Annotated in this window: 17 protein-coding genes and 1 tRNA gene; 14 read left to right on the top strand and 4 right to left on the bottom strand. The window is 65.7% G+C overall.

Features of this window, described 5'->3' with window-relative positions:
• The first annotated feature begins 3 nt into the window (after nucleotides 1–3).
• Both JN531_RS00785 and JN531_RS00780 read left to right on the top strand, forming a co-directional pair.
• Complete coding sequence (locus tag JN531_RS00785) at nucleotides 4–393, top strand: GtrA family protein (RefSeq protein WP_228346948.1); 390 nt, start codon at nucleotides 4–6, stop codon at nucleotides 391–393.
• Nucleotides 380–1,411, top strand: coding sequence for a glycosyltransferase family 2 protein (locus tag JN531_RS00780; RefSeq protein WP_228346947.1), 1,032 nt, complete (start codon nucleotides 380–382; stop codon nucleotides 1,409–1,411). The genes JN531_RS00785 and JN531_RS00780 overlap by 14 nt, the downstream gene beginning before the upstream one ends.
• Here JN531_RS00780 and JN531_RS00775 read toward each other — a convergent pair.
• The 3 genes from JN531_RS00775 to JN531_RS00765 are packed head-to-tail and all read right to left on the bottom strand — an operon-like array spanning nucleotide 1,324 to nucleotide 3,411.
• Complete coding sequence (locus JN531_RS00775; RefSeq protein ID WP_228346946.1) at nucleotides 1,324–2,025, bottom strand: glutamine amidotransferase; 702 nt, start codon at nucleotides 2,023–2,025, stop codon at nucleotides 1,324–1,326. The genes JN531_RS00780 and JN531_RS00775 overlap by 88 nt on opposite strands.
• Nucleotides 2,022–2,453 (bottom strand): NfeD family protein, encoded by a 432-nt coding sequence (locus JN531_RS00770; RefSeq protein ID WP_228346945.1) that lies wholly within the window; start codon nucleotides 2,451–2,453, stop codon nucleotides 2,022–2,024. Before JN531_RS00770 ends, JN531_RS00775 begins: the two co-directional genes overlap by 4 nt.
• Before the next feature lies 1 nt (nucleotide 2,454).
• Complete coding sequence (locus JN531_RS00765) at nucleotides 2,455–3,411, bottom strand: SPFH domain-containing protein (RefSeq protein WP_436233322.1); 957 nt, start codon at nucleotides 3,409–3,411, stop codon at nucleotides 2,455–2,457.
• 144 nt (nucleotides 3,412–3,555) lie between these two features.
• Here JN531_RS00765 and JN531_RS00760 point away from each other — a divergent pair, with 144 nt between their 5' ends.
• The 7 genes from JN531_RS00760 to proB all read left to right on the top strand — a co-directional run bounded on the left by JN531_RS00760 (nucleotide 3,556) and on the right by proB (nucleotide 8,934).
• Complete coding sequence (locus JN531_RS00760; protein ID WP_228346943.1) at nucleotides 3,556–4,524, top strand: polyprenyl synthetase family protein; 969 nt, start codon at nucleotides 3,556–3,558, stop codon at nucleotides 4,522–4,524.
• 5 nt (nucleotides 4,525–4,529) lie between these two features.
• Nucleotides 4,530–4,606, top strand: a tRNA-Pro gene (locus tag JN531_RS00755).
• A 327-nt stretch (nucleotides 4,607–4,933) separates the two neighbouring features.
• Complete coding sequence (gene gcvA, locus JN531_RS00750; RefSeq protein ID WP_228346942.1) at nucleotides 4,934–5,923, top strand: transcriptional regulator GcvA; 990 nt, start codon at nucleotides 4,934–4,936, stop codon at nucleotides 5,921–5,923.
• Nucleotides 5,924–6,027: 104 nt separating this feature from the next.
• On the top strand, nucleotides 6,028–6,342 hold the full coding sequence (rplU, locus tag JN531_RS00745) for a 50S ribosomal protein L21 (protein ID WP_228346941.1): 315 nt from the start codon (nucleotides 6,028–6,030) through the stop codon (nucleotides 6,340–6,342).
• A gap of 31 nt (nucleotides 6,343–6,373) precedes the next feature.
• Entirely contained in the window at nucleotides 6,374–6,634 is a 261-nt protein-coding gene (gene rpmA / locus JN531_RS00740; protein ID WP_228346940.1) for a 50S ribosomal protein L27, read from the top strand.
• A 61-nt stretch (nucleotides 6,635–6,695) separates the two neighbouring features.
• Nucleotides 6,696–7,769 carry an Obg family GTPase CgtA gene (gene cgtA, locus JN531_RS00735; RefSeq protein WP_228346939.1) on the top strand — a complete coding sequence of 358 codons (1,074 nt, stop codon included), beginning with the start codon at nucleotides 6,696–6,698 and terminating at the stop codon, nucleotides 7,767–7,769.
• Nucleotides 7,770–7,797: 28 nt separating this feature from the next.
• Complete coding sequence (gene proB, locus JN531_RS00730) at nucleotides 7,798–8,934, top strand: glutamate 5-kinase (RefSeq protein ID WP_228346938.1); 1,137 nt, start codon at nucleotides 7,798–7,800, stop codon at nucleotides 8,932–8,934.
• 53 nt (nucleotides 8,935–8,987) lie between these two features.
• Here proB and rpsT read toward each other — a convergent pair whose 3' ends face one another.
• Nucleotides 8,988–9,251, bottom strand: coding sequence for a 30S ribosomal protein S20 (gene rpsT / locus JN531_RS00725; RefSeq protein WP_228346937.1), 264 nt, complete (start codon nucleotides 9,249–9,251; stop codon nucleotides 8,988–8,990).
• A 120-nt stretch (nucleotides 9,252–9,371) separates the two neighbouring features.
• Between rpsT and murJ the strand changes: the two genes are divergently transcribed.
• The 5 genes from murJ to ispH all read left to right on the top strand — a co-directional run bounded on the left by murJ (nucleotide 9,372) and on the right by ispH (nucleotide 16,190).
• Nucleotides 9,372–10,922 (top strand): murein biosynthesis integral membrane protein MurJ, encoded by a 1,551-nt coding sequence (gene murJ / locus JN531_RS00720; RefSeq protein ID WP_228346936.1) that lies wholly within the window; start codon nucleotides 9,372–9,374, stop codon nucleotides 10,920–10,922.
• Nucleotides 10,919–11,863 (top strand): bifunctional riboflavin kinase/FAD synthetase, encoded by a 945-nt coding sequence (locus JN531_RS00715; RefSeq protein WP_228346935.1) that lies wholly within the window; start codon nucleotides 10,919–10,921, stop codon nucleotides 11,861–11,863. Before murJ ends, JN531_RS00715 begins: the two co-directional genes overlap by 4 nt.
• A gap of 129 nt (nucleotides 11,864–11,992) precedes the next feature.
• The gene (gene ileS, locus JN531_RS00710; protein ID WP_366522453.1) at nucleotides 11,993–14,725 is read left to right on the top strand and encodes an isoleucine--tRNA ligase; all 2,733 of its coding nucleotides are present in this window, start codon (nucleotides 11,993–11,995) and stop codon (nucleotides 14,723–14,725) included.
• 8 nt (nucleotides 14,726–14,733) lie between these two features.
• The gene (lspA, locus tag JN531_RS00705; protein WP_228346933.1) at nucleotides 14,734–15,228 is read left to right on the top strand and encodes a signal peptidase II; all 495 of its coding nucleotides are present in this window, start codon (nucleotides 14,734–14,736) and stop codon (nucleotides 15,226–15,228) included.
• Nucleotides 15,228–16,190 carry a 4-hydroxy-3-methylbut-2-enyl diphosphate reductase gene (gene ispH, locus JN531_RS00700; RefSeq protein WP_228346932.1) on the top strand — a complete coding sequence of 321 codons (963 nt, stop codon included), beginning with the start codon at nucleotides 15,228–15,230 and terminating at the stop codon, nucleotides 16,188–16,190. Before lspA ends, ispH begins: the two co-directional genes overlap by 1 nt.
• Nucleotides 16,191–16,226: the final 36 nt, after the last annotated feature.

Raw genomic sequence — 16,226 nt, 5'->3', positions numbered from 1 at the left:
CTAATGCGCTCGCTGAAACGGTTCCTGATGGTCGGCGCCACCGCCACGGCGGCCCACTATCTGGTGCTCACGGCGCTGGTGGAGGGCGGGGCGCTGCAGGCCGTGCCAGCCACCATCGCCGGTTTTCTCACCGGTGCCGTGATCGGGTATGCCTGCAACCGCCGGTTCACGTTCGACAGTCACCGACCGCATCGCGAGGGGGTTCCCCGGTTCGTGCTGATGCTCGCCGTGGGCTGCCTGCTCAATGCCCTGGTCATGGCGCTACTGGTGCACGGGGTCGGCTGGCACTATCTGCCGGCGCAAGTGATCGCCACCGGCCTGGTACTGGTGGTCAACTACCTGAGCTTGCGATACTGGGTTTTTCCTGCCCCTGGCGATCATGGTCACGCCTGAGCTCAGCATCATCGTGCCGGTCTTCAATGAGGCCGAAACCCTGCGACCGTTCTGGCAGCGGCTGTGTCGGGTGCTTGACGACCTCGACACGGTAGCCGAGGTGTTGTTTGTCGACGATGGCAGTCGGGACGCCAGCGCCGCCGTGCTCGCGACACTTGCGTCGACCGACCCCCGTATCGGGCGGTTGCTGCTGTCCCGCAACTTTGGCAAGGAGGTGGCCATGAGTGCCGGCCTCGATCATGTCAGCGGGCGCTGGACCGTCATCATCGACGCCGACCTGCAGGACCCGCCCGAGCTGATTCCCCGATTGCTGGAGACCGCGCGCGGTGGATATGACATGGTCTATGCCCGGCGCACCCACCGGCACGGCGAATCATGGCTGAAGCGGGCCAGCGCGGCGGCCTTTTATCGTGTCATTGGCCGCCTCAGCCATCGTGTGGAAGTGCCCCGGGACACCGGCGACTTCCGGGTGTTGAGCGCGCGTGCAGTGGTCGCGCTGCGGCAATTGCGGGAGCGGCACCGGTTCATGAAGGGATTGTTCGCATGGATCGGCTACCCCAGCACCGAGGTGACCTACGCGCGTGACCCGCGCGCTGCCGGCGCGAGTCATTTTGGCTTCTGGCGTCTCTGGAATTTCGCCCTCGACGGCATCACCAGCTTCTCGACGGCACCGCTCAAGCTGGCGACCTATCTGGGTTTCCTGGTGGCGCTGGGCGCGTTCGCCTTCGGGTTGTGGATCATTCTGAAGACCATGATGTTCGGCGAGGCTGTGGCGGGCTATCCGACGATCATGGTGACCTTGCTGTTCTTCAGCGGGATGCAGCTGATGTTCATCGGCGTCATTGGCGAGTATCTGGCGCGCATGTTCGACGAGACCAAGCAGCGTCCGTTGTATCTGGTGCAGGCCTATGACCCGGCGGCCTTACCGGCTCAGCCCGAGGTCCAGCCCGCCGACCAGGCGGCAAACACGGCCTCGACCAGCGGTGCCAAGGCGTCGCCGACGGTGCTTGCGCCGTAGCGAAGGGCCTCCAGATCCGCACCGGTTGCCGCCAGCTCCGCGGCATGGCCGATCAACCAACGTTCGATGTGGTCGGGGCGTACTTCAAGGTGAAACTGCAGCGCCAGCACGTTACTGCCCAGCTGGAACGCCTGCTGTTCGAAGGCGTCGCTGCGCGCCAGATGGACGGCCTCGGACGGCGGCAGGTAGGTATCGCCATGCCAGTGGAGCACCGGTTGATCACCGAGCGCGGCCAGCGGACTGTTGCAACCGGCGGCCGTCAGATGCAGCGGTGACCAGCCGATCTCCTTGCGATGGCCCGGAAACACCCGGCCGCCGGCGACCTCGGCGATCAGCTGTGCGCCGAGGCAGATGCCCAGCAAGGGGCGGCCGGTGGCGAGGCGCGCCTGGATCCAGGCCTTCTCGGCCGCCAGCCAGGGGTAGCGATCCGATTCGTACGCTCCCACCGGTCCGCCCAGCACGATCATCAGGTCGGGTTGCTGCACGTCGAGGCCGGTGAGGCCATCGCGGCCGATCTCGCAGACCTGCGAGCGATAGCCGCGCCGTGTCAGCACCGGTCCCAGCAGACCGAGGTCCTCGAAAGCGAGGTGCTGCAGCACCAGCGCGGTTTTCACGGTTGCGCCTGCACCACCAGCGTCGCGCCTTCGACGGCGACCACCGTGACCTGGGTGCCGGACGGCAGGTCCGGTCCCTTGATGCGCCACTGGCTGTCATCGACGCGGACCCGCGCCAGGCCGTTGACGATGGGTTCGGTCAGCGTCAGCGTTCGCCCGACATACGCCGCACCGCGGCGATTGAGATGGGGCTGATCGGTCGGCCGGCTGGCCGGTTTGAAGCGCCGATAGGCAAAGAAGCTGGCGATCGACAGCGCGCCGAACAGCGCCAGTGCCCACTCGCCCGGCAACCCCGGGGCTGCCCAGGCGAGGGTGCCGGTGACCAGCGCCGAGACCCCCATCCACAGGAACACGGCGCCGGGGAAGAAAGCCTCCAGTGCCAGCAGCAGCAGGCCGGCCACCCACCAGTACCAGAACAGGATGTCCATCTCAGGCCTCCGATTTGGCCGTCGGATGCATCGACTTCGCCAGCTCCGCGATGCCGCCGATGGCGCCGATCACGCTGGCGGACTCCAGCGGCATGAACACCAGCTTCTGGTTGGGTGCGGCGCCGATGGTGGTCAGGGCATCGACATACTTGGTGGCAATGAAGTAGTTGATGGCATTGAGATCCCCCTTGGCGATGGCCTGACTGACCATCAGGGTCGCCTTGGCTTCAGCTTCGGCGGCGCGCTCGCGCGCCTCGGCGTCGCGGAACGCGGCTTCCTTGCGACCCTCCGCTTCGAGGATCTGTTCCTGCTTCTCCGCTTCCGCCGCAAGGATCTGCGACTGGCGCTCGCCCTCGGCCTTGAGAATGGCGGCGGCCCGGAAGCCCTCGGCATCAAGGATGTTGGCGCGCTTCTCGCGCTCGGCCTTCATCTGCCGGGCCATGGCGTTGACCAGGTCGGTGGGCGGACGGATGTCCTTGACCTCGATACGGGTGACCTTCACCCCCCACGGCGTGGTGGCATCGTCGACCACCGACAGCAGGCGGGTGTTGATGGCGTCTCGATTGCTCAACAACGCGTCGAGGTCCATCGAACCCATCACCGTGCGCAGGTTGGTCATGGTGAGGTTGAGGATGGCGTACTCGAGATTGTGGACCTCGTAGGCCGACTTGGCGGCGTCGAGCACCTGGAAGAACACCACACCGTCGACGCCGACCATGGCATTGTCCATAGTGATCACCTCCTGGCTCGGCACGTCCAGCACCTGCTCCATCATCGGCACCTTGTGGCCGATGCGGTCCACGTACGGAATCAGCCAGTGCAGACCGGGCGTGAAGGTGCCGCGGTACTTGCCGAAGCGTTCGACCGTGTACTCCATGCTCTGGGGAACCGTGACCACCCCTTTGAACAGCGTCACCAGCGCGAACGCGACAAACGCGAACGTCAGAATCGTGCCCATCATTGAAAGTCCCCTGTATGGTCGACCGGGTGGTCGTGGCGACACGGTAGCCGTGACCTGTGACAGCGGCAACCGCAGGGTGGACGGCGGACGCCGGGCGGTCACAATTTGCTAGCATCCGGCCCTCATTTCAGCGGCTGTTCCATGGACCTCAAGACCCTACTGGCGCCGGTGCAGCCCGACATGCAGCGCGTCGACGAGCTGATCCGCGAGCGTCTCGCCTCGGAAGTGGCACTGATTGACCAGATTGGTGCCCATATCGTGTCGGCTGGTGGCAAGCGGTTGCGGCCGGCGCTGGTGTTGCTGAGCGCCGGAGCCCTCGGCGTCCGGGGCGACCGGCCCGCCCTGCTGGCGGCCACCATCGAATTCATCCACACCGCAACGCTGCTGCACGATGACGTTGTCGACGACTCGAACCTGCGACGCGGGCGCAAGACCGCCAACGCCCTGTGGGGCAACGAGGCGGCGGTGCTGTCGGGTGACTTTCTCTACTCCCGCGCGTTCCAGTTGATGGTGGAAGCGGGGCGGATGCCGGTGATGCAGGTCATGGCCGATGCCACCAACGCCATCGCCGAGGGCGAGGTGCTGCAGTTGATGAACTGTGGTGATCCCGACGTCCAGGTCGACCGCTATCTGCGGGTGATTGAATTGAAGACCGCGCGATTGTTCGAGGCCGCCTGTCGGGTCGGCGCACTGGCGGCTGAGGCGTCGCCGGAGGTTGTCGACACCATGGGGCGTTATGGGCACTTTCTTGGCATGGCGTTCCAGTTGGTGGACGACGTGCTCGACTACGTCGCCGATGCGGCCGTCAGCGGCAAGGCGCTGGGCACCGACCTGGCTGAAGGCAAGCCGACCCTGCCGCTGATTCACGCCCGTGACAACAGTGACGAAGTCGGGCGTGCGCTGGTACGTGAAGCGATTTCCAGCGGCGGTGCCGGGCAGCTGGATGCCGTACTGAAATTGATTGAAAGCACGCAGGCCATCCCGTACACTCGCGCCCTCGCTGACGGCTACGGTCGTCAGGCAGCCGATGCGGTGAGGGGGCTTCCCGAGTCCGACCACAAGTCCGCAATGCTGGCGCTGGCACAGTTCAATCAGGTGCGCGGCGGCTGAAGTGTCGGGGCGTAGCTCAGCTTGGTAGAGCGCTTGCTTCGGGAGCAAGAGGTCGTAGGTTCGAATCCTGTCGCCCCGACCACCCAATCACCCGGTTCCAGAATCATCCGTTGCGAGCATCGGCTCGCATGACGCGGTGACCCGTACCTGCGACTGGACTTGCATGTCCAGGGCGCCGACCATAAAAAAGGCCACCCAGGGTAGGGTGGCCAGTAAAGATCCCGTGCGGGACCTGGAGGAGACTGGTGTGACGCTCGAAGGGCGTTGGAGGCGTTTCGAACAGCTCGTTGTTGTGACTGTGGCTGGCGATCCGGCTTTACTGCGCCTTCGATGGGATGCATTCTGCTGATAATGCTGCAATGCAACAACCGAGAATTTATGTGGTCATAATTAAGAAAATCTAAACCGCATGAGACTCCCGCCCCTCAACGCCTTGCGTGCCTTCGAAGCTGCCGCCCGTCATCAGAGCGTGCAAAAGGCCGCCCAGGAACTGCATGTCACGCCCGCCGCGGTCAGTCAGCAGGTCAAGCTGCTGGAAGAACGGCTGGGGGTCGCGCTGTTCCGCCGGTTGCCACGGCGCCTGGCACTGACGGAGGAGGGGCTGGCGCTGTTGCCCAAGCTGAGCAAGGTGTTCGCCGACCTCGTTGCAGCGGTCGAGCAGGTCGAAGCCCGCAAGACCGAACGTCGTAATCGGGTGCTGATCGGGGTGCCGCAGGCTTTTGGGTCGAACTGGCTGCTGCCCCGCTTGCAGCAGTTTCAGGACACCCAACCGGATATCGAATTGCGGCTGTCGGCGCGGCCGACGATGTCGGATGAGGTGCGCAAGGTCTCGGACCATCCCGCCGATGTGCTGGAGGGCAACGACATCGCCATCCGCTTCGGCGACGGGCATTACCCGGGATGTGTGGTCGAGCGTCTGTTCGTGTTGCATTCCACGCCGATGTGCAGTCCCGCGCTGATCGATGGCCAGCACCCGCTGGTGGCACCCGAGGACCTGCGCCGACATACCCTGCTGCATATCCAGAACGACGTTGCCATGATGGATGTCGGCTGGCCCAAATGGGCCGACTGGATGAAGGCCGCCGGTGTGGCCGACGTCAACACCCGCCGTGGCCCGGTGTTCAACCAGGTCACCCTGGCTATCGAGGCGGCCGCTGACCGTATGGGGGTGGTCCTCGGTGTCCCCCTGCTGGCGGCCGAGCTGCTGAACAGCGGGCGACTGACGGTGCCGTTTCCACTCAGCCTGACGATGTCGTCGTCCTACTATGTGGTGCACGGCCCCGAGAACACGCTGACCGACGAAGTTCGCAGCTTCCGAGACTGGCTGTTGGGCGAAGCCAGTCGCGAATGCTGGGCCCAGCCGATCGGCGGGCTGCAGCCGATGCGCTGGATCCCCTGATTTCACGCTTGCTCGTGACAAATCGTTGACTTGCGGGGGCGCCATCCCTACAATCGCGTGCTCTTTCGCCGGGGGTTCCCGGCACAGCTATTGCGGAGTGCACGATGTACGCGGTCATTAAAACCGGTGGCAAACAGTACAAGGTCGCCCCCGGCGAACAGCTCAAGATCGAAACCCTCGACGCTGAAGTCGGCGCCACCGTGGCGTTCGATGAAGTGCTGATGATCGCGGACGGCGAGGCCATCCAGGTCGGCGCGCCCACGGTCGCCGGTGGCAAGGTCAATGCTGAGGTCCTCGCCCACGGTCGTGGCGACAAGATCCGCATCATCAAGCATCGCCGTCGCAAGCACTATCACAAGGAACAGGGCCATCGGCAGAACTTCACCGAAGTGAAGATCACCGACATCGTCGGCGCCTGAGCCGCCGCCCACCATTTAGGAGTCTCGACACATGGCACACAAAAAGGCCGCCGGCTCAACCCGTAACGGGCGCGAATCAGAAGCCAAACGACTGGGCGTGAAGAAGTTCGGTGGTGAAGCGGTCATCCCGGGCAACATCATCATTCGCCAGCGCGGCACCCAGTACCACGCAGGCGTCAACGCCGGCCTGGGCAAGGACCACACCATCTTCGCGCTGAAGCCGGGCAAGGTTACCTTCAACACCCGTGGACCCCGCGGCGGCAAGGTCTACGTGGATATCGTGGCGGCCTGATCGGCGCTGCGGTACAAAAAGCCCCGGTTACGGGGTTTTTTTGTGCCCACAGGGAGTTCACATGAAATTCGTCGACGAAGCGCGTATCCGGGTCGAAGCTGGCAACGGTGGGGACGGCTGCGTCGGCTTCCGCCGCGAGAAGTACATTCCCTTCGGCGGCCCGGACGGGGGCGATGGGGGGGATGGCGGCAGCATCTACGCAGTGGCGGACCCCAATCTCAACACCCTGGCGGACTTCCGCTTCACCCGGCGCTTCCGCGCCGATCGCGGTCACAATGGGTCCGGTGCCAACTGCCGTGGCGCCAACGCTGACGACATGGACGTGCCGATGCCCCTGGGGACCCGCATCGTCGACGAGGGGACCGGGGAACTGATCGGCGAGCTGACGCGTGCCGGACAGCGCATGAAGATCGCCCAGGGTGGCTTCCACGGGCTCGGTAATACGCGCTTCAAGTCGTCGGTCAACCGCGCGCCCCGGCAGTTCACCAAAGGTTCGCCCGGAGACCAGCGTGACCTCAAGCTGGAGTTGTCGTTGATGGCCGATGTCGGTTTGTTGGGCATGCCCAACGCCGGCAAGTCGACCTTGCTGTCGCAGGTGTCGGCGGCGCGCCCGAAGATCGCCGACTATCCCTTTACCACCCTGTATCCGCAGCCCGGTGTGGTGTCGGTGGGGCCGCTGCGGTCCTTCGTGATGGTCGACATCCCCGGCTTGATTGAAGGAGCGGCGGACGGGGCGGGCCTCGGTCATCGCTTTCTCAAGCATTTGTCGCGGACGCGGTTGATGCTCCATCTGATCGACATACTGCCGCCGGATGGCAGTGACCTCGTGGTCAATGTGCGCACCATCAACAAGGAGCTGAAGCAGTTCAGCCCTGAACTGGCACAGCGCACCCAGTGGCTGGTGTTCAACAAGACCGACCTGATACCGGAAGCCGAGGCCCAGGCCCTGATCAAGGCGGCGCTGCGGCGATTGCGCCTGAAGCTGCCCTGGTTCTCTATCTCTGCCGCCACCGGCGCCGGCTGTGACGTGTTGTGCGCCGCTGCCCAGGACTGGGTCGATGCCCAGCGGGCGGCGGCAGACGCCGACCTGGCTGTGCTGTCGGAAACGCAGCCGATTCTCCCCACGGCTGATTAATTTCGCTCGATCGCTCGTGTCCTCCACCATGTCTGACGCCCGTGCACGCCTGATCCCGCATCGTCGCTGGGTCATCAAGATCGGCAGTTCCCTGGTCACCGCCCAGGGGCGCGGGCTGGATCATGCCGCCATTGCCGACTGGAGCGCGCAGATCGCCGCGCTGGTTGAGCAGGGTATCGAGGTGGTGCTGGTGTCATCCGGTGCGGTTGCCGAGGGCATGGCCCGGCTCGGCCTGTCTCGACGACCGGAGCTGTTGCATCAACTGCAGGCGACCGCCGCCGTCGGGCAAATGGGCCTGGTGCGGGCCTGGGAGCATGCCTTCCAGGGGCATGGCCTGAAGGCGGCGCAGATTCTGATGACCCATGAGGACGTCGCCAATCGGCAACGCTACCTCAACGCACGCGGCACCTTCCTGCAGTTATTGGAATACGGGGTGGTGCCGGTGGTGAACGAGAATGACACCGTGGCCATCGACGAGATTCGTCTTGGCGACAACGACACCCTCGGCGCCCTGACGGTCAACCTGATCGAAGCCGATCTGCTGGTCATCCTCACCGATCAGGCCGGGCTGTTCGAGGCGGATCCCCGATTGCAGCCGGACGCCCGCCTGATTCATGAGGCGGATCTGGCGGATGCGCGGCTGGTCGGCATGGCCGGCGGCAGCAAGGGGACGCTGGGGCGGGGCGGGATGAAGACCAAGCTCAACGCGGCGCAGATTGCGGCCCGTTCCGGCGCCGCCACCGTGATCGCCCATGGTCGCGCGCCCAGCGCCTTGCTGCAGATCGCCCGCGGCGCTGAAATCGGCACGCTGCTGAAGCCGGCGCAAACCCCCATGGCGGCCCGCAAGCGCTGGATCGCCGGGCAGCTGCAGGTTCGCGGCACGCTGCATCTTGACGCGGGTGCGGCGCGGGTGCTGTCGGCCAACGATGGCCGTAGCCTGCTGCCGGTGGGGGTGACCGCCGTGGAGGGTGGTTTCGATCGCGGTGATTTGGTGCGCTGTCTCGCGCCCGACGGCGTCGAGGTGGCACGGGGCCTGGTGAACTACGATGCCGACGAGGCGCGGCGCATTCTCGGCGCGCGCGGTCACGAGGTAATGACCCGGCTGGGGTATGCCGGCGAGCCCGAGCTGGTGCATCGCGACAATCTGGTGGTGGTTCAGCACTGACGCGGGCACAAAAAAGCCGACCCTTGGGTCGGCTTTTCTGATGCCGCCTGGTTTCAGGCCATGGCCTGGATGCGGGCGATCAGTCGGCTCTTGTGACGTGCAGCCTTGTTCTTGTGGATCTGCCCGCGGTTGGCGTAGCGATCCAGCACCGGCACCATTTCGGTGTATGCGGTGGCGGCGGCGGCCTTGTCGCCGGCGTCGCAGGCCTTGACGACCTTCTTGATGGTGGAACGGATCATTGACCGCTGCGCCGTGTTGCGCTCGCGATTCTTGATGCTCTGACGGGCGCGCTTTTTGGCGCTGGCAATGTTGGCCAAGGGGGAAACTCCTGACGGCATTCGGTTCGATGGAAGGGCGCGAATTGTCCGGGTGCGTCATGCAGTTGTCAACCGGCCGGGGCGGCGACCGCTCGTTGATCCCGCTACACTTCCGCGCTTATGTCCGGTTCCCTCCTCAAGTCCTCCGGTGTGGTCGGTGGCATGACGCTGCTGTCGCGCGTGCTCGGCTTCGTCCGCGACATCCTGTTCGCCGCCGCTTTTGGCGCTGGTGCCGGCATGGACGCCTTTCTGGTGGCGCTGAAAATCCCCAACTTCGGCCGCCGCATGTTTGCCGAAGGGGCGTTCTCCCAGTCGTTTGTTCCCGTGTTCACCGAAACCCGCAGCCGCGGTGCACATGCGGAAGCGCGGCTGCTGTTGTCGCAGGTGGCCGGCACCCTCGGCGGGATTCTTGGCGCCATCACCCTGGTCGGCTGTCTGGCCAGCCCGTTGTTGATGGGCCTTTTCGCCCCCGGCTTTGCCGACGATCCGACGCAGTTCGCCCTCGGCGCCGACATGTTGCGCTGGACCTTCCCATACCTGCTGTTCATTTCGCTCACCGCAATGGCGGGTGGCGTCCTCAACAGTTACGGGCAGTTCGCGGTGCCGGCGGTGACCCCGGTTATTCTCAATGTCTGCCTGATCGCCGCCGCCTTCATCGACGCCGAGTCGGTGCGGGTGCTGGCGTATGCGGTGTTTGCTGCCGGCGTGCTGCAACTGCTGTTCCAGTTGCCGAGTCTGCGTCGGCTGGATCTGCTGCCGCGTCCGCGGTGGGGCTGGGGCGCCCCGAGGGTGCGACGCATCGTCAGTCTGATGGTGCCGATCATGATCGGCTCCTCGGTCGCACAGGTGAGCCTGTTGCTCGACACCATACTCGCCAGCTTTCTGGTGAGCGGTAGCGTCAGCTGGCTGTATTTTGCAGACCGCCTCATGGAGTTCCCGCTGGGCATCTTCAGCATTGCGATCGGCACCGTGATCCTGCCGACCCTGTCTGCACAGTTCGCCAGTGCCGCTCATGGCGACTTCTCCGCCACCCTCGACTGGGGGCTGCGGGTGCTACTGCTGGTCGGGGTGCCGGCGGCCCTCGGCCTGTTCCTGCTGGCATCGCCGCTGGTCATCACCCTGTTCCAGTACGCCGCGTTCTCGCCCGAGGATGCGCAGATGACCGCCTGGGCGCTGATGGCCTACGCCTTCGGTTTCATGGGGTTCTCGCTGGTCAAGGTGCTGGTCCCCGGGTTCTATGCCCGGCAGCAAACGCGGGTGCCGGTCCGCATCGCCATCACTGCACTGCTGTGCGGCATGGTGCTGTCGCTGAGTGGGGTCCTGCTGGCAGTGCACTGGGGATGGTCGGCGCCGCATGCCGTGCTGGCGGCTGCGACCTCGACCTCGGCCTGGATCAACGCGGTCCTGTTGTGGCGGCGGCTTCGCCACGAGGGGGTTTACCGCCCCGGGGCCGGATGGGGGGGATTTGCACTGCGCCTGCTGCTCGCCAACGGGCTGATGGCAGCGGTGGTGCTCTGGCTGCACGGCCCGGTGGAGAGCTGGCTGACCGAGGGCCTCAGCGGCCGCGTCGAACGGCTGCTGACCATTATCGTGGCTGCCGGTGTCACCTATCTGCTGGTGCTGGCGGCCACCGGCCTGCGTCCCCACCACCTGCGGCGGCAGCTGTCATGAAACTGATCCGCGGACAACATAATGCAGCGCATGCGCAACGGCCGACGGTGGTCACCATCGGCAACTTCGACGGCGTCCATCGTGGGCACCAGGCCCTGATCGCGCGGGCCCGCGCCCATGCCGACCGGCTGCAGCTGCCGCTGACCGTGCTCACCTTCGAGCCGACGCCGCGCGAATACTTCGCACCCGACAGCGCGCCACCGCGGGTGACCACGCTGCGGACCAAACTGTCCGACCTCGCTGCCGTGGGCGTTGACCAGGTGCTGCTGCAGCGCTTCCACCGCGGCTTTGCCGAGTACAGCCCCCGCGGGTTTGTCGACGAGCTGCTGCGGCGGGATCTGGATGCGCGCGCCGTGGTGGTCGGGGACGATTTCCGCTATGGCCGCCAGCGTCAGGGGGACTACGCCACATTGCAGGCCGCCGGGCAGGCGGCAGGCTTCATCGTCGACACCATCGACACCGTGGCGCTGGGGGCCGCGCGCTGCAGCTCCACCCGCCTGCGTGCCGCCCTGGCGGCGGCCGATCTGACCGCCGCGGCCGCGTTGCTGGGTCGCCCGTTCCAACTGCTGGGGCGGGTCCGCGGCGGCCTGCGCCTGGGCCGCACGCTCGACATGCCGACGGCCAATATCCCGCTGCATCATCGCCTCGCCCTGCGGCATGGGGTCTATGCGGTGACCGTGACGGTGGACGGGCACCCGCTTCCGGCCGTGGCGAACCTCGGCGTGCGGCCGACGCTCGGAGGAACCCCGGCGCTGTTGGAGGCCCACTGTCTGGTCCCACCGGGGGACCTCTACGGGCAGCAGATTGGCGTGACATTCCGCCATTTCCTGCGCGCCGAAACCCGATTTGCGTCGCTCGACGCCCTCAAGGCGCAGATGCATCGGGACCGCGATGCCGCCCGTGACTGGTTGCAATCGGCTGCCGATGATCCCCTCTCCTGAACTGCGCACGCGCCACGGCGACGCGCCGGTTCCTTACACTGGCGGGCCCGCCCGCTTGATCCGACGAGTGCCCCGTCTGTGAGTACCGATTACAAGGCCACCCTGAACCTTCCGGAAACGGCCTTCCCGATGCAGGCCCAACTCGCCAAACGCGAGCCGGAAATGCTCGCCCGCTGGCAAGCCGAAGAGACCTATGCGGCGGTGGTGAAGGCCGCCGAGGGCGCAGAGCCATTCTGGCTGGTCGACGGCCCGCCCTACGCCAATGGCGACATCCATATCGGACATGCGGTCAACAAGGTCCTCAAGGACATCGTGGTCAAGGCGGCGCGGCTGGACGGTCGCCAGGCAGCCCTCATTCCCGGCTGGGACTGTCACGGCCTGCCGATCGAACTGCAGGTGGAAAAGAAGTTCGGCAAGGTCAGCGACACGCTGAGCCCGGCGCAATTCCGAGCGCACTGCCGGGCCTATGCGGCCGACCAGGTGCAACGGCAGCGCGTCGACTTCGAGCGGCTTGGCATTCTCGCCGACTGGGATCATCCCTACCTCACCATGCAGCCCGGTTTCGAGGCCGAGCAGCTGCGGGTACTGGCGACCATTGCCGCCAATGGGCACGTCACCCGCGGCTTCAAGCCGGTCCATTGGTGTCTCGATTGTGGCTCTTCGCTGGCCGAGGCCGAGGTTGAATACCAGGACAAGACATCGCAGGCGATCGACGTGGCCTTTGCCGCAGACGACGCCACCGATCTGGCCCGGCGCTTCGGTGTCGCCGCAGCCGATGGCGCGGCCTTCGTCATCTGGACGACCACGCCCTGGACGCTGCCGGCGAATCAGGCGATCTGCGTCAATCCCGACCTCGACTACGCGCTGGTTGCACTGGGTGAGCGGACCCTGATTGTGGCGGCCGAGCTGGTGGCGGCCGTCGCCGCCCGGGTCGGTGCCGAGCCACGCGAACTGGCGCGCGCGCCCGGACGTGCGCTGGTCGACGCTCTGGCACGGCATCCGTTTGCCGACCGTGTGGTGCCGGTACTGGCCGGTGAACACGTCACCCTGGAAGCGGGTACCGGTCTGGTGCATACCGCCCCCGCCCATGGGGCCGACGACTATGCGGTGGGGCGTGCCGCCGGCCTGACGGTCTACAACCCGGTGGCGGGCAACGGCGTATTCATTGATGGCACGCCGGTGGTGGCCGGCCTGCACGTGCGTAAGGCAGATGCCGTGGTGATCGAGGCGCTGCGCGAGCGAGGTGCGTTGGTTCACCTCGGCCAGCTGCACCACAGCTACCCCCACTGCTGGCGCCACAAGTCGCCGTTGATCCAGCGTGCAACGCCGCAGTGGTTTGTGTCGATGACCGCCGCCGGGCTCCGCGACGGTGCCACCGAGGCCATTCGTGAAACGCAGTGGATTCCGGCCTGGGGCGAAGCGCGTATCGCCAAGATGATCGAGGGCCGCCCCGACTGGTGCATCTCCCGTCAGCGGTTCTGGGGCGTGCCGATGGCCGTCTTCGTACATCGCGAGACCCAGCAGTTGCACCCCGATACACCGGCATTGCTGCGGCGGGTTGCCGATGCGGTGGCGCAGGAGGGACTGGAAGCCTGGTTCGGCACCACCACCGCCGACTGGGGTGTCGGTGACGAATACGAGAAGAGCACCGATACCCTGGACGTCTGGTTCGACTCCGGTGTCGTCCACCAGGCCAGTTTCACCGCCAACGGGCGGACCCCGCCGGCGCAGGCGGACATCTATCTCGAAGGCTCGGACCAGCACCGCGGCTGGTTCCAGTCGTCCCTGCTGACGTCGGTGGCGATGCAGGGGCATGCGCCATACAAAAGCGTGCTCACCCACGGTTTCACCGTCGACGAGCAGGGCCGCAAGATGTCCAAGAGCCTCGGCAATGTGGTGGCGCCACAGAAGGTCACTAGCACCTTGGGGGCTGACGTCCTGCGCCTGTGGGTGGCCAGCAGCGACTACTCCGGCGAGATTGCCATCTCCGACAACCTGCTCAAGCGGATTGCCGATGCCTACCGCCGTATTCGCAACACCGCGCGCTATCTGTTGGGCGCGCTTGACGGTTTCGACCCCGCCACCGACGCGGTCGTTGCCGACGAGCTGGTGGCGGTCGATGCCTGGGCCATCAGCGAGGCTGCCCGCCTCCAGCGCGAGCTGCAGACCGCCTATCGCGAGCGCGAGTTTCATCGGGTCTATCACGGCCTGCACAACTACTGCGTCAACGACCTCGGCGGTCTCTATCTCGATCTGCTGAAGGACCGCTTGTACACCACGCCGCGTGCCAGTCGCGCCCGGCGCTCGGCACAAACCGCGCTGTTCCACATCGCCGAGGGTCTGGTGCGTTGGATCGCGCCGATCCTGTCGTTCACGGCCGATGAGATCTGGCGTCTGCTGCCGGGGGATCGCAGTGCGTCGGTCTTCGCACAGCCGTGGCACCGGTTTCCCGAGACGCCGGCAGAGGGCCTGGACTGGTCGCGGTTGCAGTTGGCGCGAACGGCAGTCAAGAAGGTGTTGGAAGACCTCCGCGCCGCCGGTACCGTCGGTAGCGCCCTGTCGGCACAGGTAACGCTCAGTGCCAGCCCGGCCATGGCGGCGGCGCTGGCCGCACCAGGCGACGAGCTGCGATTCTGGTTCATGACCTCCGCTGCCGAGCTGAGGCCGGCGGGCGACGGCGTTGCCTTCACACTGGATAACGGCGATACCTTGACAGTGCAGGCGATCGCTAGCCCGTATGCCAAGTGCGAACGCTGTTGGCACTATCGCGAGGATATTGGCCGACACGAGGCTCACCCGACGCTTTGCGGCCGTTGCGTCGACAATGTCGACGGCGCTGGCGAACACCGCCGGTTCATCTGAGACCCGTCATGTCCTTTCAGTACAAGAACGTCTATTGGTTGTGGCTGTCGGCGGCGGTCATGCTGGTCGACCAGATCACCAAGCAATTGGTGGTGCGCCACCTCGACTGGTTCGAGTCGATCCCGTTGGTGCCGCATCTCAACCTCGTTTATCTGCGCAACACCGGCGCCGCGTTTTCGATGCTGGAGGACGCGCCGCCGGCGTTCTTCGTGTTGCTGGGCGTTGCCGTCAGTGTCGGCATCCTGATCTGGCTACGCCGACATCCTCGAGGCGAGCCGCTGGTGGCGGTCGGCCTGGTGCTGATACTCGGCGGTGCGCTGGGCAATGTCATCGACCGTGTCACTCGCGGGTACGTGGTCGATTTCATTGATTTTTACTGGGGTGGCTGGCATTTCGCCGCCTTCAATGTCGCGGATACCGCCATTACCACCGGGGCCGGTCTGCTGATTCTCGACTCGATTCTGCAGTGGCGCCGCGAGCGCGCGGCCCGGCGGGCATCCTGATGGACATTGTCCTCGCCAATCCGCGCGGCTTCTGTGCCGGGGTCGACCGCGCCATCGAGATCGTCGAACGCGCCTTGGAGGCCCTGGGAAGCCCCATCTACGTGCGGCACGAGGTGGTGCACAACCGCTTCGTGGTCGACAATCTCAAGGCCAAGGGCGCGATCTTCGTCGAGGAGGTCGCCGAGATCCCCGAAGGCGCCACCTGCATCTTTTCCGCACACGGGGTCTCGCAGCAGGTGCGAGAGGATGCGACGCGTCGCAATCTGACCGTTTTTGATGCCACCTGTCCGCTGGTGACCAAGGTCCACATCGAAGTGCAGCGCTACGCCCGTGAAGCACGGGAAGTGGTGCTGATCGGTCATGCGGGGCACCCGGAGGTCGAGGGCACGATGGGGCAGTTCGACAGCCGCCATGGCGGCCGCATCCACCTGGTGGAAACCCCCGAGGACGTGCAGCAACTGACGCCCGACAATCCCGGACACATGGCCTACGTCACACAGACGACGCTGTCGATGGATGATACGGCGCGGGTCATCGATGCCCTACGGGCCCGGTTTCCGGCCATTCTCGGGCCCCGCAAGGACGACATCTGTTATGCCACCACCAATCGTCAGGATGCGGTGAAGCAGTTGTCGACCGAATGCGATGTCCTGTTGGTGGTCGGGTCGAAGAACAGCTCGAACTCCAACCGGCTGCGGGAACTGGCGGCGCTGCGGGATGTACCGGCCTATCTCATCGACGGCCCGGAAGATATTCAGCCGGAATGGGTGCGCGATCGTGCCCGCGTTGGCGTCACCGCCGGGGCCAGTGCGCCCGAAGTGCTGGTGCAGCAGGTGATCGCCCGTCTCAGGGAACTGGGCGGGACCACAGTGCAGGAATTGGCGGGCCGCGCCGAACACATCGTGTTTTCACTGCCGCCGGCGCTGCGACGGGCCGTGCGCGACGGCAGCACCCCGCGTTGAGCCGAGCCCGGGTCGTGCGTGGCCCGGCCTGAAACG

It is taken from the genome of Flagellatimonas centrodinii (assembly GCF_016918765.2).
In the GTDB taxonomy this organism is placed as follows: Bacteria; Pseudomonadota; Gammaproteobacteria; order Nevskiales; family Nevskiaceae; genus Polycyclovorans; species Polycyclovorans centrodinii.
The sequence above is the reverse complement of the archived record's forward strand: the minus strand, read 5'-3'. Positions and strand labels throughout refer to the sequence as shown.